This window comes from Micromonospora sp. WMMD754 (assembly GCF_049315235.1).
In the GTDB taxonomy this organism is placed as follows: domain Bacteria; phylum Actinomycetota; class Actinomycetes; order Mycobacteriales; family Micromonosporaceae; genus Micromonospora; species Micromonospora sediminicola.
Genome location: NZ_CP186058.1, coordinates 518,801 through 541,163 on the forward strand (window position 1 = coordinate 518,801; position 22,363 = coordinate 541,163).

Consider the following 22,363-nt stretch of genomic DNA (forward strand, 5'->3'; position numbering starts at 1 on the left):
GTCCCGACGCCTCCTCGGCGTCGGCACTCGCCGGGTCGGGCTGCTCGGGCCGGTCAGCGCCGGGGGCGAGCCCGGCGACGAACCCGCGTCAGGCGCCGGGGGCGAAGGCCCGACGCCGCCACCGTCCCGATCTGGCGGCCCATCCGTGCGGGTGTCCGCTTCCGTGGGAGATCTTGGAAGTGCGAGGCCCCTCTGAGGGCCGTTTCCTTCCAAGATCTCGGCGGGCGGGCATGTGGCGCCTCGCCCTCTCCGGGGGGGGTGGCGCAGATGGTCCGAGCCGGGACGCACCCATGGTGTTCCACCCACGGCGTCAACAGCCGACGAGTGGAACGCCATGGGTGCCCCCAAGGCCAGAACACACCCACGGTGTTCCACCGACGGAGTTGACGGGCGGTGGGTGGAACGCGGTGGGTGTCACCCCTCGGAGGGATGCGCCGGATCGTGTCCGGTGGGTGGGTGTCCGGTTCCGCGGTGGCGGGGCGGGACCGTCCGGACGCGGAATCGCCGGCGGGGTGGGCGGCGTCGTACACCCCCGGTACGCGACCGCGCGGGCGCACCCTCCGCTCGCGCCACCGCCTCACCGCCGCGAGCGGGGCTCCGGCCCACGAGCAAGCCGGACAGCACGGCCCTCGTGACCCGCCCCGGGCCCCACGAGCAAAAGGCCACCAACCGCGGGCACCAACCACGGGTACCGACCTCCGTCAGGTTCGACGGGGTCACGAAGGCATGCCGGTCCTTGGGACAGCCGGCCCCGCCGCACGAACGGCTCGGGCGTCAGTCGATCAGGGTGCGGCCGGTGAGGTGGAGGAAGACGTCCTCCAGGCTGCCGCGCCGCACCAGCACGCCGGCCGGGTCCAGGCCGCGCGCGGACACCTCGGCCACCGCGGCGTCGCCGTCGGAGACGTAGAGCAGGATGCGGTCGGGCAGCACCTCGACGCGCTCGCCCAGCCCGTCGAGCTTGCCGGCGAACGCCTCCTGCGAGTCGCCCGCGAAGCGCAGCTCGACCACCTCGCGGGTGGCGTGCCGCTCGATCAGCGCGCGGGGCGACCCCTCGGCGACGATCCGGCCGCCGTCCATCACCACCAGGCGGTCGCAGAGCTGCTCCGCCTCGTCCATGTAGTGGGTGGTGAGCACCAGCGTCACGCCCTGCTGCTTGAGCCGGAACAGGCGCTCCCAGACCAGGTGCCGGGCCTGCGGGTCGAGGCCGGTGGTGGGCTCGTCGAGCAGCACGATCTCCGGGTTGTTGACCAGCGCCCGGGCGATCGTCAGCCGCCGCTTCATGCCGCCGGACAGCGGGTCGACCCGGCTCTCGGCCCGCTCGGCGAGCTGGACGAAGTCGAGCAGCTCGGCGGCGCGCTCGCGGGCCACCCGGCGCGGGATGCCGAAGTAGCGCGCGTAGGTGGTGAGGTTCTCGCGGACGGTCAGCTCGGGGTCGAGGCTGTCGAGCTGCGGGCAGACCCCGAGCCGGGCCCGGATGGCCGGGCCGTCGCGCACCGGGTCGAGCCCGAGGATGCGCAGTTCGCCCCCGGACGGCGGGGAGATGCAACCGATCATGCGCATGGTGGAGGACTTGCCCGCACCGTTGGGACCGAGGAAGCCGAACGCCTCGCCGCGACGGACCTCGACGTCGATGCCGTCGACGGCGGTGAAGTCGCCGAACCGCTTCACCAGCCCCCGCGCCTGGATGAGTGGTTGCCCGATGGTCACCGGCCGACCCTAACCGCCCGGTCCGACAACCCGCGCGCCCGCACGTTGCGTGACCGTCACTACGCTCCGTGATGGACCCATTTCATCGTTGGAAGCGGGCCTAACTCACCATAGTGGAGCGACTCCCGAAGACCGGTTCGTCTTTATGGCAGAACAATTGTGAAATCGCTTCGAAAAGAGTGTGCGGTGAGTGAGCGAAGGCTCATTCCGTCACTCAATGCAATCACGATCGGCAATGTTCCCATCATGTGCGCCATTCGCGTATCGTGCCCCCTCGTGCCACCCGTTCGCCCCTCCGACTCCACTCCCCCGTCACCCCGGACGCCCGCCGGCGGGCGTCCGGGGTCCGAAGTGGACTCCGACGCGGTGCCGCTCCCGCCCGACGACGGCGGGGTGGGCGACCCGGCGTGGGCCGACGACGGGCCGGGCGAGACGCACCACCACACCCGGGACCCGGACCACCCGGACACCCGCGAACTGGCCGCGCGGTTCGAGGAGGAGAAACCGGGGCGGACGCTCTCCGGACCGGTCGGCCGGCTCTTCACCGCGGTCACCGTCGCGGTCGCGCTGCTGACGCTCTGGCAGGTGTTCTTCCCGCTGCCCCAGGGGAGCAAGTACTACCTCATCATCTTTCTCGCCGGCGTACTCCCGATGGTTTTCCTGGCGTACCCCTCGGGGGTGCGGCCACGGCGGACGGCGACCGGGCGGCCCGGGCCGACGGCGGTCGACTGGGCCCTCGCGCTCGCCGCGCTGCTGGTCTGCCTCTACCCGGTGCTGCCGGTGACGCTCGGCGCGGCCGGCGGCGGCTACGACGCGTTCCTCGACCGGCAGGGCCTGCTCGACCCGCTCGACGTGGCGTTCGGCACCGGGCTGCTGCTCCTGCTGCTGGAGGCGTGCCGCCGCACCACCGGATGGATCCTGCCGGCGGTGTGCGTGATGTTCCTCGGCTACGGCTACTACGGCGGGCTGCTCCCCCAGTCCTGGCCGGTGGCCCACGCGGGGCTGGACTTCGGGCAGCTGGTCGACGCGTTCTACAACTCCGACAGCGGCTTCTACGGCACCCCGCTCGACGTGGCCGCGTCGTACATCGTGCTGTTCACCATCTACGGCGCGGTGCTCGACCTCTCCGGGGCGGGTCGGTTCTTCGTGGAGCTCTCCGCCGCCGCGTTCCGCCGCTCCCGCACCGCCGCGGGGCGGACCGCCGTCGCCTCCGGCTTCCTGCTCGGCACCGTCTCCGGCTCCGGCGCCGCCACCACGGTCAGCATCGGAGCGGTGACCTGGCCGATCCTGCGCCGCGCCGGCTACCCCGCCGAGCGGGCCGGCGGCATGCTCGCCGCGGCCGGGGTCGGCGCGATCCTGTCGCCGCCGACGCTCGGCGCGGCGGCCTTCATCATCGCCGAGTACCTGGGCGTGTCCTACCTCCAGGTGCTCGGCTGGGCCACCGTGCCGACCGTCCTCTACTACCTGGGCATCCTGCTCTCCGTCGAGATCGACGCCCGGCGCTCCGGCGTGCGGCCGGTGGTCATCGACACCGGTTCGGCCTGGCGGCTGCTGGCCCGCTTCGGCTACCACTTCCTCTCCCTGCTCGCGATCGTGGTGGTGCTGGCGCTGGGCGCCTCGGCGATGCGGGCCGTGGTGATCGCCACCGCGCTCGCCGCCGTGCTGTCCTTCCTGGACCGCCGGCACCGGCTCACCCCGGCCCGGCTGGTCGCGGCGCTGCGCGACGGCGTCCGCGGGGTGCTCGCGGTGAGCGCGGTGTGCGCCGCGGCGGGCATCATCACCGCCACCACCACCAAGACCGGTCTCGGCCCGCAGGCGGCCGCGCTGCTGGTCTCCGGCGCGCAGTCGGTCAGCTCGGAGCCGGCCGTGGTGCTGGCGCTCACCGCCGTGCTCGCCGCGGTCGCGCTCAGCCTGCTCGGCCTCGCCGTGCCGGTCACCGCGTCCTTCGTGATCGGCTGGGTGATCATCGGCCCGGCGCTGCTGCACCTGGGCGTCGCCGCCCCCGCCGCCGCCATGTTCGTCTTCTACTTCGCGGTGCTGTCCGAGGTGTCGCCGCCGACCGCGCTGGCCGCGGTCGCCGCCGCCGCGGTCACCGGCGGCCGGCTGGTGCCGACCATGTGGCAGACCCTGCGGTACGCGCTGCCGGCGTACCTCATCCCGCTCGCCTTCGTGATCACCCCGACCGGCCTCGGCCTGCTCGGCATCGGCGGGGTGGGGCGGATCGTGCTGGCCGGCGCGGTCTCCGCGCTCGGCGTCGCCGTGCTGGCCGTGGCGGCCGGCGGGTGGCTGCCCGGCGTCGGCCCGGCCGGGACGCCGGAGCGGCTCCTCGGCGCGGTCGCCGGACTGGTGCTGTTCTGGCTGGAACCGCTGCCCATGGCGGTCGGCGCGGCGCTCGCCGCGCTGACCGTCGCGGGCGTGTACGTCCGACGTGGCGCCGGCCGCCCGTCGGCCTTGAAGTCCGTGCACCATGGGGAGGACAGAGGATGAGACGGATCGACACGCGAATAGCGGCGGGCGTCGGGGCGTTGGCCCTGGTCGCCGCCGGCGCCGCCGGCTGCGGGGGCCGACAGGACGGCGCGGCGACGGACGACGCCGCCCGCGACGTCACCTGCAAGGTCACCAAGGACACCCGGGTCGGCATCGCCACCGGCAACGCCACCGGGGTCTACTACGTGGTCGGCAACGCGCTCGCCGGTGAGCTGAGCAAGACCACCGACGGCAAGCTCACCGGGACGGCCGCCGAGACGGGCGCCTCGGTGCAGAACGTCGAGCAGCTCGTCGCCGGCCAGTACGACGTGGCGTTCTCCCTGTTCGACACCGCGGTCAACGCGGTGCAGGGCAAGGGCAGCTTCAGCTCGCCGCAGCCGGTCAAGGCGCTGTCCCGGATCTACGACAACTACACGCAGGTGGTCGTGCGGGCCGACGCGGGCATCACCTCGGTCGCGGACATGAAGGGCAAGAAGATCTCCACCGGCTCGCCCAAGTCCGGCACCGAGGTCATCGCCAACCGCCTGCTCACCGCCGCGGGGCTGGACCCGGCCAAGGACGTCCAGGCGCAGCGGCTCGACCTGACCAAGACCGTCGACGGCATGAAGGACGGCAGCATCGACGGGTTCTTCTGGTCCGGCGGCATCCCGACCGGCGGGGTCACCGACCTGTTCACCACCGCCGGCGACAAGGTGCGGTTCGTCGACATCAGCCCGCTGCTGCCGACGATGTCCGGGCTGAACCCGGCCTACCAGGCCGGCACCATCGGCAAGGACATCTACAAGACACCGGCCGACGTGCCCACCATCGTCGTGCCCAACGTGCTGCTCGTGCGGGACAACCTCGACGCGGACGTGGCCTGCGCGATCACCCGGACCGTCTTCGACCGCAAGGACGTCCTCGCCCAGGCCAACCCGGCCGCCAAGGGCATCGAGCTGGGCAACGCCCGCAAGACCGACCCGGTGCCGCTGCACCGGGGCGCGGAACGGGCGCTCACCGACCTCGGCGCGAGCTGACCCGACCGGCCGGGCCCGGACCCTGTCCGGGCCCGGCCCACCGACATCGACCGGGAGACCCCCGTGCCGCTGCCCCACCCCACCCGCGTACGCCGCCACCACCGTTCCGCGGACCGCGCCGGGCGTCTCCGGTCGGTCCGCGTCCAGCTGCTCGCCCCGATCCTGGTGGCGACCGCCGGTCTGGTGGTGCTGGGCGCGGCCCAGACCGGCGCCGCGCTGGACGCGTCCGCCGACGCCGACCGGGCCCGCGTGCTCGCCGGCACCGCAACGGCGACGGTACGGCTGGTGCACGAGCTGGAACGGGAACTCGGTGAGACGGCGGCGCTGCGCCAGCGGGGCGGCGCCTCCGGTCGGCCGCTGGTGGACGCGCAGCGACGTCGGGTGGACGCCGCCGTCGACCGTTACCGCTCGGCCGGTGGCGACGCCCGGCGGGCCGCCCCCGACCTGGCCGCCGTGCTCGACGACGCGAACGGCCACCTCGACCGGCTCGGCCCGGCCCGGGAACTGGCGCTGGCCGGGGAGCGCGGCGACCCGGCGTACGGGACGCTCGTCGAGTCGCTGCTCGCGGTGGCGGACGCGCTGCCCAGCCAGCTCCGCGACGCCGGCCTGGCCAACGAGGCGCGCGAGGTGGCGTCGGTGGCCGCCCAGGAGCACCTGTCCGCGCTGGAGCGCGACCTGCTCCGCGCGGTCTTCGTCCGGGGTGCGCTGGAGCGGGGCGAGCTGGCCCGGCTCGGTCGGCTCCGGGGGGCCCGGGAGCAACGGCAGGCCGAGTTCCTCCGGATCGCCTCGGCCCCGGCGAACGCCGCCTGGTACCGGCTGGTCGACGGCACGGACGTGACGACCGCCCGGCGCATGCGCGACACCGTGCTGGACACCGACGGCGCGCCCGAGACGCTGGAGACCGACGGCGACGCCTGGTACGTGGCGCAGAGCGGTGCCATCCGGCGGTACAACCTGCTCGGCCGGGAACTCTCCGACGGGCTGGACCGCGACGCCGCCGACCTGGCCGGCACCGCCCGGTGGCGGGCGGTGCTGACCGCCGGCGCGACCAGCACCGTCGCGCTCGGGTCGCTGGTCACCGCCGTGCTGCTGGCGGTACGCACCAGCCGTCGGCTGCGCCGGCTGCGGGTCGCCGCGCTCACCATGGCCAACCGGGAGCTGCCGGACCGGATCACCGCGATCGCGGCGGGCGAGGGCGCGCCGGCGGAGGGTCCGGCGACCCGGATGACCGACGGGATCCGTCGGGGTCAGGACGAGGTGGCCCAGGTCGCCGAGGCGTTCGACACCGTCAACCGGGCCGCGCTGCGCCTCGCCGGCCAGCAGGCGGAGCTGCGGCTGGACGTGACCCGGATGGCCGAGGCGCTGGCCCGCCGGATCCGCACGCTGATCACCCGGCAGCTCCGGCTGCTCGACGACTTCGAACGCGAGGAGACCGACCCGGACGCGCTGGCCCGGCTCTTCGCGCTGGACCACCTGGCCGCCCGGCTGCGGCGCAACGGCGAGAACCTGCTGGTCCTCGCCGGCGGTGAGCCCGGGCGGGGGCACGAGGGCGCGTTGCTCCTCGACGACGTGGTGCGCGCGGCGGCCTCCGAGATCGAGGACTACCTCCGGGTGGAGATCGACGTGCCGACCGCCGCGGTGCACGGCGCGGCCGTCGGCAACCTGGTGCACCTGCTGGCCGAGCTGCTGGAGAACGCCACCGTCTACTCCCCGCCGGACGCCCGGGTGCTGGTCGACGGGCGGCGCACCGTCGACGGCCTCGTCCTGCGCGTGCACGACCAGGGCATCGGCATCAGCGACGGCCGGCTGGCCGAGATCAACGAGCGGCTCGCCGTGCCGGCCACGCTGTCCAGCGCCGCCGCCGGCAGCATGGGCCTGCACGTGGTGGCGCACCTGGCCGCCCGGCACGGGATCCGGGTGCAGTTGCACGACGCCTCCGGTGGCACGGTGGCCCAGGTGGAGGTGCCCGAGTCGGTGCTGACCCGGGTCGAGTCGGTGAGTCGCCGGCCCACCGCCGAACGCCGGTCACCGACCGGGCTCGCCGCGCCCTGGTTCACCGCGGGCGCGGCCGCGACCCGCCCGGCCACCACCCGGGGCCTGGTCGCCGCCGCGCCGGTGACGGCCGAGGCCGCGCCGTCGGCGGGCGTCGTGCGGGGCGTCGCCGCGGTACGCCCCCCGGGCAGCGCCCTGCTGGCGCCCAGCGTGGCGCGGATCCGCCCGGCCAGCGCGCCGCCGGCGCCCGTGTCCACCACCGCCGCCGGCCTGCCGCGCCGGACCCGGGGCGGGCACCTGCCCGCGCCGATGCCCGACGCCCCCGCGTCACCGCCCGCGACGGACCTGCTCGACCCCGAGGTGGTACGCGCCCGGCTGTCCGCCCTCGCCGAGGGGGTGGCCAGCGCGACGCGCCGTGCCCCGAACACCACACCCACCGGGAGAACGCCATGACCACACCCGTTACCGCCGGACTCGACTGGCTGCTGGCGAACTTCGCCGAGCAGGTGCCGGACGTCTCGCACGCGCTCGCGGTCTCCGAGGACGGCCTGCGGCTCGCCGCCTCCCCCGACCTCTCCGCCGACCAGGTCGACCAGCTCGCCGCGGTGATCAGCGGTCTGGCGAGCCTGACCGTCGGGGCGGCCCGGCTGATGTCCGCCGGCCGGGTACGCCAGCAGATCGTGGACATGGACGGCGGCGTGATGCTGGTGATGGCGGTCGGTGAGCGGGCGCTGCTCGGCGTGCTCGCCGCGCCCGGCTGCGACCTGGGCCAGATCGGCTACGAGACGGCGACGCTGGTGCAGCGGGTGGCGGAGGCGCTGGAACCGGCGGCCCGCCGGTGACCGGCCGCCCGCGGTGGTTGGTGGCCGCCCTGTCGGCGGTCGCGCTGCTGGCCGGCTGCGGCGGCGGGGACGCCGGGACGCCGGCGTGGCACGGCGGGCGGATCTTCCTGGCCACCGGCAACACCACCGGCGTCTACTACCAGCTCGGCGGCGGGTACGCCGACCTGATCAGCCGCCACCTGCCCGGCTACGAGGCACGGGCGGAGCCGACCGGGGCGTCGGTGGAGAACATCACCCGGGTGGCCGGTGGCGACATGGAGATCGCGTTCAGCCTGGCGGACACCGCCGCGGACGCGGTCAACGGGCGGGGCGCGTTCGACAAGCAACCGCAGCCGGTGCGGGCGCTGGCCCGCGTCTACAGCAACTACACCCACGTGATCGTTCGGGCCGACGGCAAGATCCGCAGTTTCGCGGACCTGCGCGGCAAGCGGATCTCCACCGGCTCGCCGAGGTCCGGCACCGACATCATCGCCGGCCGCCTGCTGACCGCCGGCGGCATCAACCCGGACCGGGACATCCGGCGGGTCAACCTGTCGCTGCCGGAGACCGTGAAGCAGATGCGGGCCAACGCGCTGGACGCCATGTTCTTCTCCGGCGGGCTGCCCACCCCCGGCGTCAAGGACCTGCTCTCCGCCGCCCCCGGCGCGTTCCGGCTGCTGCCGCTGACCGAACTGATCGAGCCGTTGGGGGCCCGTTACGGCTCGGTCTACACCACCGCCACGCTGCCGAAGGAGGTCTACGGCACGCCCGAGCCGACGCCGACCATCACGGTGGCGAACGTGATCCTGGTGGCCGCGGACATGCCGGACCAACTCGCGTACGACCTGACCCGGGTGCTCTTCACCTGGCAGGGCGAGCTGGTCCGGGTGCACCCGGAGGCGGCGAACTTCACCCGGTCCAGCGCGGCGCTGACCGACCCGATTCCGCTGCACCCGGGCGCGGCGCGGTTCTACCGCGACGACGGCTGACCGCGCCGAGCTTGACCCTCACACGGTGTCAGGGCCGAAGCTGGGAGGACCATGTTCAGTATCGGAGAGTTCGCCGGCCTGGGCCGGGTGTCGGTGCGCATGCTGCGCCACTACGACGCCATCGGCCTGTTGCGTCCCGCCCACGTCGATCCGCACAGCGGCTACCGCTTCTACACCGCCGCGCAGCTGCGCCTGCTCAACCGGGTGACCGCCCTCAAGGACCTGGGCTTCAGCCTCCAGCAGGTGCAGGCGCTGATCGACGAGAAGGTGGACGCCGCCGAGCTGCGCGGCATGCTGCGCCTGCGCCGGGCCGAACTGGCCTCGCGCATGCGGCAGGACCGCCCGCCTGGCCCAGGTCGACGCGCGCCTCCGGATGATCGAGAGCGAGGGACACATGGACACCGGAGACGTCGTCCTGAAGAACATCCCGGCGATCCGGGTGGCGCAGCTGTCCGCCACCGCCGCCGGCTACGACCACCCGACGTCGATCACGGAGAACCTCTCTCCGCTCTATCCGCGACTGATGGAGCTGCTGGGGCGGCACCGGGTGCCGGTCACGGGCGCGCCGATCGCCTGGTACGAGCCGGCGCCGTCCGAGCCGGGCGACGAGACGATCCGGGTGCACGCGGCGTTCCCGATCGGGGACGCCGAGGTGGACCCGGCCGACGGCTTCGAGGTGGTCACGCTCCCGCCCGTCGCCGACGCGGCGACCGCACTGCACCACGGCCCGATGTCGGAGGCGTTCCGGACCGGCCAGAAGATCGCCACCTGGATCGACGACAACGGCCACCGGGCGATCGAACCGGGCTTCGCCCGCGAGGTCTACCTGGACTGCCCGATGGACGACCCGGAGCGGTGGGTGACCGAGATGCAGGTGCCGGTCCGTCTCTCCACCGCGGTCTGACCGGGTCCTGGGGACGCCGGGGCGTCACCGTCACCGGTCGACGCGGTCGCCCCGGCGGCGCCCCCGTCGGGACGACGGACGGCGCATAATCCGGGCATGCCCCACAACGGACGCGCCGGCACCTGGCTGACGATCGGCCTGGTCGGCTCGGTGCTGTTCCGCGGCACCCTGTGGCTGCTCACCACCCTGAATCTCGCGCCCCTCCTCGGGCCGGTCGACCTGCTGCTCTTCGATACCCTCGAACACCCCGTCGGCACGGCGGTCTGGCTCGGCGACATCATCGCGTCGTTCCTGCTCGCCATCGTGACCGGGATCGTCTGTGGAGGGTTGCGCGGCGACCGTGCGTGGGCCTACCGGTGGGGGCGAGGGCTGGCCCGCTTCTATGTCGTCCTGAACCTGGCGACCGCCACCGTCTCCGGTGCCCTGATGTGGCACTGGGGCCCGCCGGCCCGCGGGCTCCTGGCCGTCCTGTTCGCCGGGTACCTCGTCTCGATCGCCGTCGCGGTCATGGCCGCCCGCGAGGTGACGGCACGGCGCGGGGCGGCGATGCCGGAGGACCGGCAACCGGCGCTTGACGGCCCGGGTGGTTAGACGTCGGCGGGCGTGGTGGTGGCCCGGGCCGCGGCGACCAGGCGGTCGGTCTCGGCGACCACCGCCTCGTCGTCGGCCGGCGTGCCCGGGTCGTACCGGACCGTCCAGCTCAGCCCGTCGACGCCGGGCACCCGGCGGGCGGCGATCCGGCCGGCGCCGCCGGGCACCGGATGGTGCGCGGTGTACGCCACCGAGCCGGTGACCCGGGTCCGCACCTGGTGCGGCAGGTCACCCGGGTCGACCAGCAGGTAGGTCTCGGCCGGACGGTCGGCGACGACCAGGTAGCCGCCGTCGCGTTCGCCGACCGTCTCGGCCGGGGTGACGGTGAGCTCCCGGCCGGACCAGACCACCTTGAGGATGTCGTGCCAGCCGAGTCGCTCCGCGCGGCCGGGCAGCCAGAGCCCGCGGTTGCTGGCGACGAGCACGCCGTCGCCCTCGCCGTTGCCGGCGGCGGCCCAGGCCAGCACCCGCTCGTCGGCGGTCAGCGGCGGCCGGTCGGCCGGCGGGAGCTTCGGGCGGCGGTTGAACAGACCCATCACAGTCCTCCGGCGGCCTGCTCGCGCAGCGCCCGCGCGTGCTGTTCGAGCGAGAGCAGCTCCCCGAACAGGGCGAAGTATTCGTCCTTGTTGCTGACCGGGTTGATCCGCTGGATCTTCGACTTCAGGTCCCGGATCCGGCCGGTCACCGAACTCCACTGGAGCCGGGCCATGGTGACCGACACGTACCTCGGGTCGGGCTCGCCGTCGATGCGCAGCGGCTCGACCGCCAGCTCGCCGACGAGCGCCTGGGCGGCCAGGTCGTCGCAGGCGTCGCGGACCTGCTCGATCCAGACCGCGCCGCCGGTGGCACCGGACGCCCCGCCGGCGGCGGCCACGGCGGCGCGCACCGCCACGTGCACCGGATGCTGGTAGTCGGCGGCCTCGACGGCGTCGAACATCGGACCGGCCAGCACCGGCTCCTGCAACGCCAGCTTCAGCGCCTCCCGCTCCACCATGGAGCGTGGGCTGTCCACGCTCGGGGCGGCCGGGCCCCGCCGGGTCGGCGCGGACGCGGAGGCGGACCCGCCGGCGGCGGGCTGCCCGTGCGCGGCGGCCAGCACGGCACGCTGCACCGGCTCGATCTCCATGCCGAGGTCCCCGGCGAGCTTGCGGACGTATTCCGGGCGCTTCTCCCGGTCCTTGATCTTCGCGACCAGCGGCGCGGCCCGGCGCATCGCCTCCACCCGGCCGTCGACGGTGTCCAGGTCGAACCGGTTGATCACGTGCCGGAGCGCGAAGTCGACGAGCGGCTCGCGACGCGCGACCAGGTCCCGGACGGCCAGGTCGCCCTTGGCCAGGCGCAGCTCGCACGGGTCCATGTTGTCGGGGCTGACCGCGATGAACGTGCGCCCGACGAAGCGCTGGTCGTCCTCGAAGGCGCGCAGCGCGGCCTTCTGCCCGGCGGCGTCGCCGTCGAACGTGAAGATGATCTCCCCGGCCCGCTCGTCGCTGTCGAAGAGCACCCGACGCAGCACCGAGATGTGGTCGCCGCCGAACGCCGTGCCGCAGGTCGCCACCGCGGTCGGCACGTCGGCGAGGTGGCAGGCCATCACGTCGGTGTAGCCCTCGACCACCACCACCTTGCCCTGCTTGGCGATCTCCCGCTTGGCCTGGTCGATGCCGTAGAGGACGTGCGACTTCTTGTAGATCGGCGTCTCGGGGGTGTTGAGGTATTTCGGGCCGTCGTCGTCGTCGAAGAGCTTGCGGGCGCCGAAGCCGATCACGTCGCCGGTGATGTCCCGGATCGGCCACATCAGCCGGCGGCGGAACCGGTCGATCAGCGAGCCGGAGCGGGCCGGGCGGGACAGACCGGCGGTGACCAGCTCGTCGTGGCTGAAGCCCTGCTGACGCAGGTGCTTGGTGAGCAGGTCCCACCCGTCGGGGGCGAAACCGCAGCCGTAGCGCTCGGCGGCGGCCCGGTCGAAGCCGCGCCCGGCGAGGAACTCCCGGGCCGGACGGGCGCCGGCGGTGGTGAGCTGGGCGCGGTAGAACTCGACGGCGGCGGCGTGCGCGGCCACCAGCCGCTGCCGCTGCCCCTGCTGCGGGCGGGGGCGCGGGGCGGACCGGTCGTCCTCGACATAGCGCAGCTGGATGCCGGCCCGGGCGGCGAGCCGCTCGACGGACTCGACGAAGCTCAGGTGCTCGGCATCCATCAGGAACTTGATCGCGTCGCCGCCGACCCCGCAGCCGAAGCAGTAGAACACGTTGCGGGCGGGCGAGACGTTGAACGAGGGGCTCTTCTCGTCGTGGAACGGGCAGAGCCCCTTGAGGTTGCCACCGCCGGCCGACTTGAGCGTCACCACCTCGGAGATGACGTCCGCGATGGCGGCGCGCTCGCGGACCAGCGCGATGTCCTCGTCCCGGATCCGCCCCGCCATGGCCGCCACCTCCTCGGCGTACATCCTGCCCTGCCGGACCGACGATCCGGTGGCCGGGGGGACGGGCGTGTGGCGGACGCCGCCCGCCCCCGCCGGCTCAGGCCGAGCGGACCGCGGCGGGGTCCCCGATGCGCGGGAACGGCTCGATGGAGAAGACCACCTCGACCGGCACCTCGAAGTGGGCGGCGATGCGCAACGCCAGGTGCAGGCTGGGCCGGAACTCGCCGCGCTCCAGGTAACCGACGGTCTGGTAGTGCACACCGAGCGCGTCGGCCAGTTGCCGCCGGGAGATGCCCCGTTCGGCGCGCAGCACCGCGATCCGGTTGTGCACGGTCTCGCTCATCGACGCCCTCTCATCCGACCCGCTGCATGGCCCGCTCCCGCCGGGCCGCGACCCGCGAGCCGGACTCCCGGCGGGCCATCCGGCGCAGCACCACCGGGGCCAGCACGAGCCCGAGCAGCGCCCAGGCGCCGAGCACGCCGAGCGTCTCCAGGTGGCGCCAGGAGCCGCCCAGCTCGACCGCCGCCAGGTCGGCCGGGAGCAGCGCCGAGCGCATGCCCAAGCCTAGCCAGTAGAGCGGGAAGACCTGGGCGACGCCCTGGAGCCAACCGGGCAGGCCGTTGATCGGGTAGAAGATGCCCGACAGGGCGATGAGACCGAAGATCGGCAGGACCACCAGGCCCATGTTGCGCGGGTTCTCGATCAGCGAGCCGATCACCGCGCCGAGCGGCAGCGTGGCCACCAGACCGAACGGCACCACCCAGGCCAGGGTCAGCCACGCGCCCGGGTCGCCGAGCCGCAGCCCGTCCAGGAAGAACAGTCCGGGTACGAGCTGGATGACGAGGCCGATCAGTGAGATCGCCGAGATCAGCACGAGCTTGCCGACCAGGTAGCCGAGCATTCCGTTGGGGATCGCCTTGGCGCGCAGCAGCGTGCCGTCCTCCCGGTCGACGATGAGCTGCTGGGCCAGCCCGAGCAGGCCGCCGAAGAGCAGGCCCATGCCCAGGGCGCTGGGCAGCGTCCGGGCGCCGAGCGAGAAGTCGGTGCCGGGCACGGTCGAGCCGCGCATGAAGAACATGGCGACCAGCAGGACCGCGGTGGGGAAGAAGTAGTTCCACAGGTCCTGGCCGTTGGTGAACGTGGTGCGCAGCTCGATCAGGCCGCGCCGCAGCCCGGCGCGCAGCGCGGCGGTGGTCGGGTTCATCGGTCCTCCTCCTGCTGCCACACCCGCTCGGCCCGGCCGGTGCGGATCCCGGTCTCCTCCTCGTGCACCAGCGTCAGGTACGCGTCCTCCAGGCTCGCCCGGCGCACCTCCAGCTCCCGCACCCGGTCGCCGTGCTCGCGGAGCAGGTCGCGCAGGAAGGCGGTGGCGTCGGCGGTGGCGTGCACGTAGCGCTCGCCGTCGCGGGTCCAGCGGACCTCGGCGTCCCCGGCGACGCGCCGGGCCAGCTGGTCCGGCGAGCCGTCGGCGATGATCCGGCCACCGGCCAGGATGAGGATCCGGTCGGCCAGCTTCTCCGCCTCGGCCAGGTCGTGGGTGGTCAGCACGATGGTGGTCTCGTCCAGGTCGGCGAGGCGGTGCACCAGCTCGTGGAACTCGCGCCGGGCCGCCGGATCGAAGCCGACCGTCGGCTCGTCCAGGAACAGCAGCTCCGGCCGGCCCACGATGCCGACCGCCACGTCGAGCCGCCGGCGTTGCCCCCCGGAGAGCCGGGCCACCCGGCTGCCGGCGTGCGCGGTCAGCCCCACGGTCGCCAGCAGGTCGTCGACCGGCCACGGGCGCGGGATCCGGTCGGTGGCGTACGGCGCGTAGAAGTCGCCGAGGTGGGCCAGCAGGTCCCGCACCCGCCACTTGCCGTGGTCTCGCCAGGACTGGAGCACCACGCCGAGCCGGGCGCGCCACCGTTCGTCACCGCGAGCCGGGTCGACACCGAGCACCCGGACCGTGCCGGCCGACGGCAGCCGGAAGCCTTCGAGGATCTCGATGGTGGTGGTCTTGCCGGCGCCGTTCGGCCCGAGCAGGGCGACCACCTCGCCCCGCCGGGCGGTGAGATCCACGCCGTGCAGCACGTCGACGGCGCCGTAGCGCATGCGCAGGTCGCGGACGTCGAGGACGAGGTCCTCGTCGGGAGGTCGGGGAGCCGCGACAGCCCCCGGGAGTTCGACCGCAGTCATGCCCCGGAATGTAGCACCTCTACTACAGCTTGAGGTACACCCGCTCAACGGCGCGGGCGGTGCAACCACCGGGTGACCGGCGGCGGGTCCTCCTCCTCGTACGACCGGGCGGCCCGGACCGCGGCGGCCAGTCCGGAGCGCCGGGGTCGGGCCCCGCCGCGCAGCGCCGGATCAGCGGCCATCTCCCGGACCATGGACACGGCCAGGCCGAGCATCACCACCACGAACGGCAACGCGACCAGGATGGTGGCCTGCTGCAACGCGGCCAGACCACCGGCCAGCAGCAACGCGGCGGCGACCGCGCCGATGAGGACGCCCCAGAGCACCACCACGGCACGGTGCGGCCGCAGCGCGCCGCGCGAACTCAACGACCCGAGCACCAGGGAGGCGGAGTCGGCGCTGGTGACGAAGTAGAGCGCGATCAGCAGCATGGCGAGCACGCTGGTCAGCGTCGCCAGCGGCAACGCGTCGAGCAGCCCGAACAGCGCCTGCTCGGAGCCGGCGCCCACGTCGGCCACCAGGTCCCGGGTGCCGGTGGCCTGGGTCCGCAGCGCGGTCCCGCCCAGCACCGCGAACCACACCGCGCTCGCGCCGCTGGGCACCAGCAGCACCCCGATCAGAAACTGCCGGACCGTACGCCCGCGCGAGATGCGGGCGATGAAGGTGCCGACGAACGGCGCCCAGGAGATCCACCACGCCCAGTAGAAGATCGTCCACGAGCCCAGCCAGGCCGGGTCGGAGAAGGCGCCGGTGCGGGTCGACATCCGCACCAGGCCGCTCAGGTAGTCGCCGACCGCGGCCGGCAGCACCTCCAGGGTGTAGACGGTCGGGCCGACCACGAAGACGAACAGCATCAGCAGGACCGCGATCAGCACATTGGTCGTGGACAGCCACTTCACCCCACGGTGCAGTCCGGAGAACGCGGAGATCACGAACGCCAGCGTCAGGGCGCCGATGATCACCAACTCGACGGCCCGGCTGTCCGCCACGCCGACCACCAGGTCCAGACCGGCCGCCACCTGGAGCGCGCCCAGCCCGAGGCTGGTCGCCGAGCCGAACACCGTGGCGAAGACCGCCAGCAGGTCGATCGCCCGGCCGAGCACGCCGTCCGTGCGGGCCCCCAGCAGCGGCGCGAACGCCGACGAGATCCGGTTGCCCCGCCCCTTGCGGAACGTCGAGTACGCCAGCGCGAGCGCCGCGATCGCGTAGATGCCCCACGGGTGCAGCGTCCAGTGGAACAGCGTGTACTGCATGGCCGTGGCCGCGGCGGCGCCGGTCTGCGGTTCGACGCCGGAGGAGGGCGGCGGCGCCGCGTAGTGCTGGATCGGCTCGGCGACGGCGAAGAAGACCAGGCCGATGCCCATGCCGGCGCTGAACATCATGGCGATCCAGGCCAGCCCGGTGAACTCCGGCTCCTCGTCGTCGGCCCCGAGGCGGATCCGGCCGAACCGGGAGGCGGCGACGACCACGGCCAGCACCAGGAACGCGTCGGCGGCGACCACGAAGAACCAGCCGAAGGTGTCGATCGTCCAGTTCAGCCCGGCCTCGCCGAAGCGGGCCAACGAGCCACGGGCGAACACGCCCCAGAGCACCACGGCCAGCACACCGGCCACCCCGAACCCGAGCACCACCCGGTCGGCCGGTCGCGTCGCGGGCCGCTCCCCCACCTGTTCCGCCATGGCCCCATCCTCGGCGGACCGGCACCCCGCCCGGGCCGAAAACCCCCAGGTCCGCCGCCGGGTTCAGACGGCGGCGGCCTCCTCGGCCTCGACCTCGGCGTTCCAGGCTGGCTTGGTGGAACGCCAGCCCTCGTCGTCCATGCCGCGCCGCCAGTAGCCGGAGATGGACAGGTCCCCCCGGGGCACGCCCCGCTCGACCCGCAGCAGCCGGCGCAACTCCTTGACCGCGCCGGCCTCCCCGTGCACGAACGCGTGCACCCGGCCGGGCGGGAACTCCAACGCTCGCAGCGCCTCGACCAGGGGCGCGCCGAACGGACGGCCGGCGCGGTGCAGCCACCGCAGCTCGACCGCACCGGCGCTGACCAGGGGCAGCTCGTCGGCCGGGCCGTCCACCTCGACGTACACCTTGGCCGGCGCGCCGGCCGGCAGCCGCTCCAGGGCGGCGGCGATCGCCGGGAGTGCGCTCTCGTCCCCGGCCAGCAGGTGCCAGTCGGCCGCCGGGTCCGGGGCGTACGCGCCGCCGGGCCCGGCGAAGAGCACCCGGTCACCGGGGCGCAGCGCGGCCGCCCACGGGCCGGCCAGCCCCTCGTCGCCGTGGTGGACCACGTCCACGGTCAGCTCGCCGGCAGCCGCGTCCCAGGCCCGCACCGTGTACGCGCGCAGTCGCGGCCACTGCTCGACCGGGAACTCACGCCGGATGGTGGCCATGTCGACCGGGTGCGGGTAGGTCACCCCGGCCGGCGGGAAGACGAACTTCACGTAGTGGTCGGTGTACGCCCCCACCGGCAGGCCGGTCAGCTCGCCCCCGCCCAGCACGAGGCGGATCAGGTGCGGGGTGGGCCGCGAGGTCCGGACGACCGTGGCGGCGGTGAGCGTCTTCGGGCGTTCCGTCATGCCGCTTAGGCTACCCTAACTTCTCGTCCGCGCCCGGGGGCGGTGCGGTCAGCCCGCCGACACCAGCCGGGCGTGCCAGGCCAGCGCGGCCGGATCGGTGAGCGAGGCGACCTGGTCGACCACCACCCGCAGCCGCGCCGCGTCGTCCGGGGCCTCACGCCAGAGCGGGGCGAAGACCGGGTCGAGCGCGTCCGGAGCCCGGTCGCGCAGCACGGCGACCAGCTCGGCGAGCAGCTCCCGCTGCCGGGTGTAGCGACCAAGGGCGCCGGGACGACGCATCACGTAGCGCAGGGCGATGCCCTTGAGCAGCGCACACTGCGCCCGGATGCGGCGCGGCACCACCAGGTCGGCCGCGTAGCGGCGGTGCGGGCCGGGACCGTGGCGTTCCTCGGTGGCCGCCACCACGGTCGACACGAAGCGGCCGGTGAGCACGCTGGTGGTGGCTTTCAGCGCGGCGAGGGCGCGGTGACTGCCGTCGTACGCGGCGAGCGGGGCGAGCACCGGATCGGCGAGCAGGCCGCCCAGCACCTCGCCCAGGTCCTCCGGCGCCTCCCCGGAGTAGGTGGCCGCCACGTCGGCGCAGAGCGCCCGCCGCTCGTCCGGGTCGGCCAGCAGCGGGCGCAGGTCGACGTACCCGCCGTGGATGCCGTCCTCGACGTCGTGTACCGAGTACGCCACGTCGTCGGCCCAGTCCATCACCTGGGCCTCCAGGCAGCGGCGGTCGCCGGGCGGGGAGCCCGCGCGCACCCAGTCGAAGACCGGCCGGTCGTCGGCGTACACGCCGAACTTGCGCTCGCCGGGCCGGCGCGGCCACGGGTACTTGCCGACCGCGTCCAGCGCGGCCCGGGTCAGGTTCAGCCCGACCGAGCGCCCGTCCGGGGCGAGCACCTTGGCCTCCAGCCGGGTCAGCACCCGCAGCGTCTGCGCGTTGCCCTCGAAGCCGCCGCAGGCGGCGGCCAGCTCGTCCAGCGCGTACTCGCCGTTGTGCCCGAACGGCGGGTGCCCCAGGTCGTGCGCCAACCCGGCGGTGTCCACCACGTCGGGGTCGCAGCCGAGCCGGGCGCCCATCTCCCGGGCGATCTGCGCGACCTCCAGCGAGTGGGTCAGCCGGGTCCGCAGGAAGTCGTCGGTGCCGGCGGCGTGCACCTGGGTCTTCGCGGCGAGCCGACGGAACGCCGCCGAGTGCAGCACCCGGGCCCGGTCCCGCTCGAACGGCGAGCGCCCGTAGCCGGTGTCCTTCGGCGCCTCGACGACCAGCCGCTCCGCGTCGTCAGCGTGCAACGTCGCTTCGCGGGCGCAAGACGCAGAACTCGTTGCCCTCCGGGTCGGCCAGCACCGTCCACTCCACCTCGCCCTGCCCGATGTCGACGTGCCGCGCGCCCATGTCGACCAGCCGTTCCACCTCGGCCTCCTGGTCGGCCGGGCGCAGGTCGATGTGCAGCCGGTTCTTGCCCGCCCTCGGCCCGGCCACCGGGACGAAGACGATCCCGGGCAGCGAGTCGGGGGTCCGGCGGATCTCCACCTCGTCCGGCTTGTCGACGGTCACCTGGTAGCCGAGCGCCTCCGCCCACCAGCGGGCGAGCCGGGACGGGTCCCGGGCGTCGATGGTCAGGTTCTCCCAGACGGCGCTCATGCGGACACCCCTCCTGATCGACACGTGGCGGAAGCTCAGGTTACGCCGGGGTGGCCGCGATGGCGCGCCAGGCGGGGCCGCCGCAGGTCGGCGACGGCCCGCCCGGCGGCGTTCAGCGCGAGTCGGAACCGGTGGTGCTGATGGCCGCGCGACCGGCCTCCAGCCGGGCCACCGGCACCCGGAACGGCGAGCAGGAGACGTAGTCCAGCCCGACGGAGTGGAAGAAGTGCACCGACTCCGGGTCGCCGCCGTGCTCGCCGCAGACGCCCAGCTTCAGCCCGGGCCGCGCCGCCCGGCCCTCCTCGGCGGCGATCCGGACCAGCCGGCCGACACCGTCGGTGTCGATCGACTCGAACGGCGAGATGCCGAAGATGCCCAGCTCGAGGTAGCGCCAGAAGAACGCGCCCTCCACGTCGTCGCGGGAGAAGCCCCAACCCATCTGGGTCAGGTCGTTGGTGCCGAAGGAGAAGAACTCGGCGGCCTCGGCGATCTGGCCGGCGGTCAGCGCGGCCCGGGGCACCTCGATCATCGTGCCGATCAGCACCTCGACACCGCTGTCCCCGACCACCTCGGCGATGATCTTCTCGGCCTCGGCGCGTACCGTCTCCAGCTCCTGAACCGCGCCGACCAGCGGCACCATGATCTCCGGGCAGGCCCTGCCGCCGTCCCGGACGACCGCGACGGCGGCCTCGGCGATCGCGCGCACCTGCATGGCGAACAGGCCCGGGATGACCAGGCCGAGCCGCACGCCGCGCAGGCCCAGCATCGGGTTCTCCTCGTGCATCCGCCGGACGGCGGAGAGCAGCGCCTCCTCCTTGGCCACGTCCTCGCCGCGTTCCTGTGCGACCGCGACGTTGACCGCGAGCTGCTCCAGCGGCGGCAGGAACTCGTGCAGCGGCGGGTCGATCAGCCGCACGGTGACGGGCAGGCCGTCCATCTCCCGGAAGATCTCGACGAAGTCGGCCCGCTGCAACGGCAGCAGCGCGGCGAGCGCGTCGTCGCGCTCCCGTTCGCCGGAGGCGAGGATGAGGCGCTCGACCAGCTCCCGGCGGTCGCCGAGGAACATGTGCTCGGTGCGGCACAGGCCGATGCCCTCGGCGCCGAAGCGCCGGGCCCGGGCCGCGTCCGCGCCGGTGTCGGCGTTCGTGCGGACCCGCAGCCGCCGCGCCGCGTCCGCGTGCGTCATGATCCGGTGTACGGCCCGGACCAGCGGATCGTCGGTGGTCTCCGGGTCGAGTTCGCCCTCGAAGTACTGGACCACCTCCGACGGCATGACCGGCACCTCGCCGAGGTAGACCTTGCCGGTGGTGCCGTCGATGGAGACGACGTCGCCCTCGCCGACGGTGTGCCCGCCGACGGTGAACGTCTTCGCCGGGACGTTCACCTCCAGCTCGTCCGCGCCGGAGACGCAGGTCTTGCCCATGCCCCGGGCCACCACGGCGGCGTGGCTGGTCTTGCCGCCGCGCGAGGTGAGGATGCCCTTGGCCGCGATCATGCCGTTGAGGTCGTCCGGGTTGGTCTCCCGGCGGACCAGGATCACCGACTCCCCCTCGGCGGCCAGCTCGACGGCGCGGGCCGAGGTGAACACCACCCTGCCGGAGGCGGCGCCCGGGGACGCGCCGATGCCCTTGGCCACCGGCTGGAACTCGTGGTCGAGCTGGAAGCGCGGGAACATCAGCTGGGCGAGCTGCGCGCCGTTGACCCGGTGCAGCGCCTCGTCCAGGTCGATCAGGCCCTCGTCGACGAGCTGGCCGGCGATGACGAACGCGGCGGCGGCGGTGCGCTTGCCGACCCGGGTCTGCAGCATCCAGAGCTTGCCGCGCTCGATGGTGAACTCGATGTCGCAGAGGTCCTTGTAGTGCTCCTCCAGCCGGGCCATGATGCCGAGCAGCTGGTCGTAGGAGGTCTTGTCGAGCCGCTCCAGATCCTGCAACGGCACGGTGTTGCGGATGCCGGCCACCACGTCCTCGCCCTGGGCGTTGGCCAGGTAGTCGCCGTAGATGCCCTGCGCGCCGCTGCCCGGGTCGCGGGTGAACGCGACGCCGGTGCCGGAGTCGGGCCCGAGGTTGCCGAAGACCATGCTCACCACGTTGACCGCGGTGCCCAGGTCGGCCGGGATCCGCTCCTGGCGGCGGTAGAGGATCGCCCGCTCCGCGTTCCACGAGTCGAAGACCGCGCGGATGGCCAGGTCGAGCTGCTCCCGCGGCTCCTGCGGGAACTCGCGACCGGTGTGCTTGGCGAAGATCTGCTTGTACGCGTCGACCAGCCCGCGCAGGTCGTCGGCGTCCAGGTCGAGGTCGTTCTGCGTGCCCTTGGCGCGCTTGGCCTCGTCGAGCGCGTGCTCGAACTCCTCGCCCGGCACCTCGCAGACGGTCTTGCCGAACATCTGGATCAGACGGCGGTAGGAGTCCCAGGCGAACCTGTCGTTCCCACCCGCCTGGTTGCTCAGGCCGACCACGCTGCGGTCGTTGAGGCCGACGTTGAGGACGGTCTCCATCATGCCGGGCATGGAGAACTTGGCGCCGGAGCGTACGGAGACCAGCAGCGGGTCGTCCGGGTCGCCCAGGCGGCGGCCCATCTCGCGCTCCAGCGACTCCAGGTGGGCCTCGATCTGACCGGCCAGGCCGTCCGGCTCACGGCCGGTCGTCAGGTACGCCTTGCAGGCCTCGGTGGTGATGGTGAAGCCGGGCGGGACCGGCAGGCCGAGGTTGGTCATCTCGGCGAGGTTGGCACCCTTGCCACCGAGCAGGTCCTTGAGGTCCTTGTTGCCCTCGGCGAAGTCGTAGACGTACTTGTGCTCGACCGTCTCTTGCGCTGCCACCAGAGCCTCCCACGCGCGCCATTGACACTTAACGAAGGTTCAGTTCGGACATACCCCGGGAGCGACCACCGGTAATCCCGGCTCGTCAGCGATCGGTGGGCGAAGGTTAAGCGAACTTCGCGAGGCCTGGGACCGTTCGGTGACAATCGGCACAACGGTCACCACTGCCCGCGTCCGTACCGGTTGTTGGGAACGCTTCCACGCGCAGGATCACGCAATTCCGATTCCCCTCGTACT

General features: G+C 73.6%; 17 protein-coding genes and 1 pseudogene. 7 read left to right on the forward strand and 11 right to left on the reverse strand.

Annotation, left to right across the window (positions count from 1 at the left end):
- Positions 1-774: 774 nt before the first annotated feature.
- Positions 775-1,707 carry an ABC transporter ATP-binding protein gene (locus ACN27B_RS02390; protein WP_422743303.1) on the reverse strand — a complete coding sequence of 311 codons (933 nt, stop codon included), beginning with the start codon at positions 1,705-1,707 and terminating at the stop codon, positions 775-777.
- Between the two features lie 246 nt (positions 1,708-1,953).
- Here ACN27B_RS02390 and ACN27B_RS02395 point away from each other — a divergent pair, with 246 nt between their 5' ends.
- The 7 genes and pseudogenes from ACN27B_RS02395 (at position 1,954) to ACN27B_RS02425 (ending at position 10,507) form a co-directional block, all read left to right on the forward strand.
- The gene (locus tag ACN27B_RS02395; RefSeq protein ID WP_422743305.1) at positions 1,954-4,194 is read left to right on the forward strand and encodes a TRAP transporter permease; all 2,241 of its coding nucleotides are present in this window, start codon (positions 1,954-1,956) and stop codon (positions 4,192-4,194) included.
- Entirely contained in the window at positions 4,191-5,210 is a 1,020-nt protein-coding gene (locus tag ACN27B_RS02400) for a TAXI family TRAP transporter solute-binding subunit (protein ID WP_091572230.1), read from the forward strand. The genes ACN27B_RS02395 and ACN27B_RS02400 overlap by 4 nt, the downstream gene beginning before the upstream one ends.
- Positions 5,211-5,273: 63 nt before the next feature.
- Positions 5,274-7,655, forward strand: a complete 2,382-nt coding sequence (locus tag ACN27B_RS02405) for a nitrate- and nitrite sensing domain-containing protein (RefSeq protein WP_422743308.1) — start codon at positions 5,274-5,276, stop codon at positions 7,653-7,655.
- The gene (locus ACN27B_RS02410) at positions 7,652-8,044 is read left to right on the forward strand and encodes a roadblock/LC7 domain-containing protein (RefSeq protein ID WP_091572222.1); all 393 of its coding nucleotides are present in this window, start codon (positions 7,652-7,654) and stop codon (positions 8,042-8,044) included. Before ACN27B_RS02405 ends, ACN27B_RS02410 begins: the two co-directional genes overlap by 4 nt.
- 20 nt (positions 8,045-8,064) lie before the next feature.
- Positions 8,065-9,012, forward strand: coding sequence for a TAXI family TRAP transporter solute-binding subunit (locus ACN27B_RS02415; protein WP_422743310.1), 948 nt, complete (start codon positions 8,065-8,067; stop codon positions 9,010-9,012).
- 51 nt (positions 9,013-9,063) lie between these two features.
- Positions 9,064-9,916, forward strand: a pseudogene (locus tag ACN27B_RS02420) (MerR family transcriptional regulator).
- Positions 9,917-10,012: 96 nt separating this feature from the next.
- On the forward strand, positions 10,013-10,507 hold the full coding sequence (locus tag ACN27B_RS02425; protein ID WP_099164054.1) for a hypothetical protein: 495 nt from the start codon (positions 10,013-10,015) through the stop codon (positions 10,505-10,507).
- On the opposite strand, the gene ACN27B_RS02430 is transcribed toward ACN27B_RS02425, so the two are convergent.
- The 10 genes from ACN27B_RS02430 to ppdK form a co-directional block, all read right to left on the reverse strand.
- Positions 10,504-11,043, reverse strand: coding sequence for a hypothetical protein (locus tag ACN27B_RS02430; protein WP_422743312.1), 540 nt, complete (start codon positions 11,041-11,043; stop codon positions 10,504-10,506). The genes ACN27B_RS02425 and ACN27B_RS02430 overlap by 4 nt on opposite strands.
- Positions 11,043-12,947 carry a DNA primase gene (gene dnaG / locus ACN27B_RS02435; RefSeq protein ID WP_422743314.1) on the reverse strand — a complete coding sequence of 635 codons (1,905 nt, stop codon included), beginning with the start codon at positions 12,945-12,947 and terminating at the stop codon, positions 11,043-11,045. Before dnaG ends, ACN27B_RS02430 begins: the two co-directional genes overlap by 1 nt.
- 73 nt (positions 12,948-13,020) lie before the next feature.
- Positions 13,021-13,266 (reverse strand): helix-turn-helix transcriptional regulator, encoded by a 246-nt coding sequence (locus ACN27B_RS02440; protein ID WP_422743316.1) that lies wholly within the window; start codon positions 13,264-13,266, stop codon positions 13,021-13,023.
- Positions 13,267-13,276: 10 nt separating this feature from the next.
- Entirely contained in the window at positions 13,277-14,128 is an 852-nt protein-coding gene (locus tag ACN27B_RS02445) for an ABC transporter permease (RefSeq protein WP_098746908.1), read from the reverse strand.
- Positions 14,125-15,099 carry an ABC transporter ATP-binding protein gene (locus ACN27B_RS02450; RefSeq protein WP_422743319.1) on the reverse strand — a complete coding sequence of 325 codons (975 nt, stop codon included), beginning with the start codon at positions 15,097-15,099 and terminating at the stop codon, positions 14,125-14,127. Before ACN27B_RS02450 ends, ACN27B_RS02445 begins: the two co-directional genes overlap by 4 nt.
- Before the next feature lie 44 nt (positions 15,100-15,143).
- Positions 15,144-16,778, reverse strand: coding sequence for a BCCT family transporter (locus ACN27B_RS02455; RefSeq protein WP_422743321.1), 1,635 nt, complete (start codon positions 16,776-16,778; stop codon positions 15,144-15,146).
- A 63-nt stretch (positions 16,779-16,841) separates the two neighbouring features.
- Complete coding sequence (locus tag ACN27B_RS02460; RefSeq protein WP_281593580.1) at positions 16,842-17,672, reverse strand: siderophore-interacting protein; 831 nt, start codon at positions 17,670-17,672, stop codon at positions 16,842-16,844.
- Positions 17,673-17,720: 48 nt separating this feature from the next.
- Positions 17,721-18,953: a deoxyguanosinetriphosphate triphosphohydrolase gene (locus tag ACN27B_RS02465; RefSeq protein ID WP_422743323.1), complete on the reverse strand. Its 1,233-nt coding sequence runs from the start codon at positions 18,951-18,953 to the stop codon at positions 17,721-17,723.
- On the reverse strand, positions 18,943-19,305 hold the full coding sequence (locus tag ACN27B_RS02470) for a VOC family protein (protein ID WP_422743325.1): 363 nt from the start codon (positions 19,303-19,305) through the stop codon (positions 18,943-18,945). Before ACN27B_RS02470 ends, ACN27B_RS02465 begins: the two co-directional genes overlap by 11 nt.
- Before the next feature lie 112 nt (positions 19,306-19,417).
- Entirely contained in the window at positions 19,418-22,126 is a 2,709-nt protein-coding gene (ppdK, locus tag ACN27B_RS02475; protein WP_099164046.1) for a pyruvate, phosphate dikinase, read from the reverse strand.
- Between the last annotated feature and the right edge of the window lie 237 nt (positions 22,127-22,363).

Coding starts and splice junctions, on each gene's coding strand:
- ACN27B_RS02440 (WP_422743316.1), bottom strand. CDS start 13,266: ATGAGCGAGACCGTGCACAACCGGATCGCGGTGCTGCGCGCCGAACGG.
- ACN27B_RS02455 (WP_422743321.1), bottom strand. CDS start 16,778: ATGGCGGAACAGGTGGGGGAGCGGCCCGCGACGCGACCGGCCGACCGG.
- ACN27B_RS02395 (WP_422743305.1), top strand. CDS start 1,954: ATGTGCGCCATTCGCGTATCGTGCCCCCTCGTGCCACCCGTTCGCCCC.
- ACN27B_RS02445 (WP_098746908.1), bottom strand. CDS start 14,128: ATGAACCCGACCACCGCCGCGCTGCGCGCCGGGCTGCGGCGCGGCCTG.
- ACN27B_RS02400 (WP_091572230.1), top strand. CDS start 4,191: ATGAGACGGATCGACACGCGAATAGCGGCGGGCGTCGGGGCGTTGGCC.
- ACN27B_RS02450 (WP_422743319.1), bottom strand. CDS start 15,099: ATGACTGCGGTCGAACTCCCGGGGGCTGTCGCGGCTCCCCGACCTCCC.
- dnaG (WP_422743314.1), bottom strand. CDS start 12,947: ATGTACGCCGAGGAGGTGGCGGCCATGGCGGGGCGGATCCGGGACGAG.
- ACN27B_RS02425 (WP_099164054.1), top strand. CDS start 10,013: ATGCCCCACAACGGACGCGCCGGCACCTGGCTGACGATCGGCCTGGTC.
- ACN27B_RS02460 (WP_281593580.1), bottom strand. CDS start 17,672: ATGACGGAACGCCCGAAGACGCTCACCGCCGCCACGGTCGTCCGGACC.
- ACN27B_RS02430 (WP_422743312.1), bottom strand. CDS start 11,043: ATGGGTCTGTTCAACCGCCGCCCGAAGCTCCCGCCGGCCGACCGGCCG.
- ACN27B_RS02410 (WP_091572222.1), top strand. CDS start 7,652: ATGACCACACCCGTTACCGCCGGACTCGACTGGCTGCTGGCGAACTTC.
- ACN27B_RS02470 (WP_422743325.1), bottom strand. CDS start 19,305: ATGAGCGCCGTCTGGGAGAACCTGACCATCGACGCCCGGGACCCGTCC.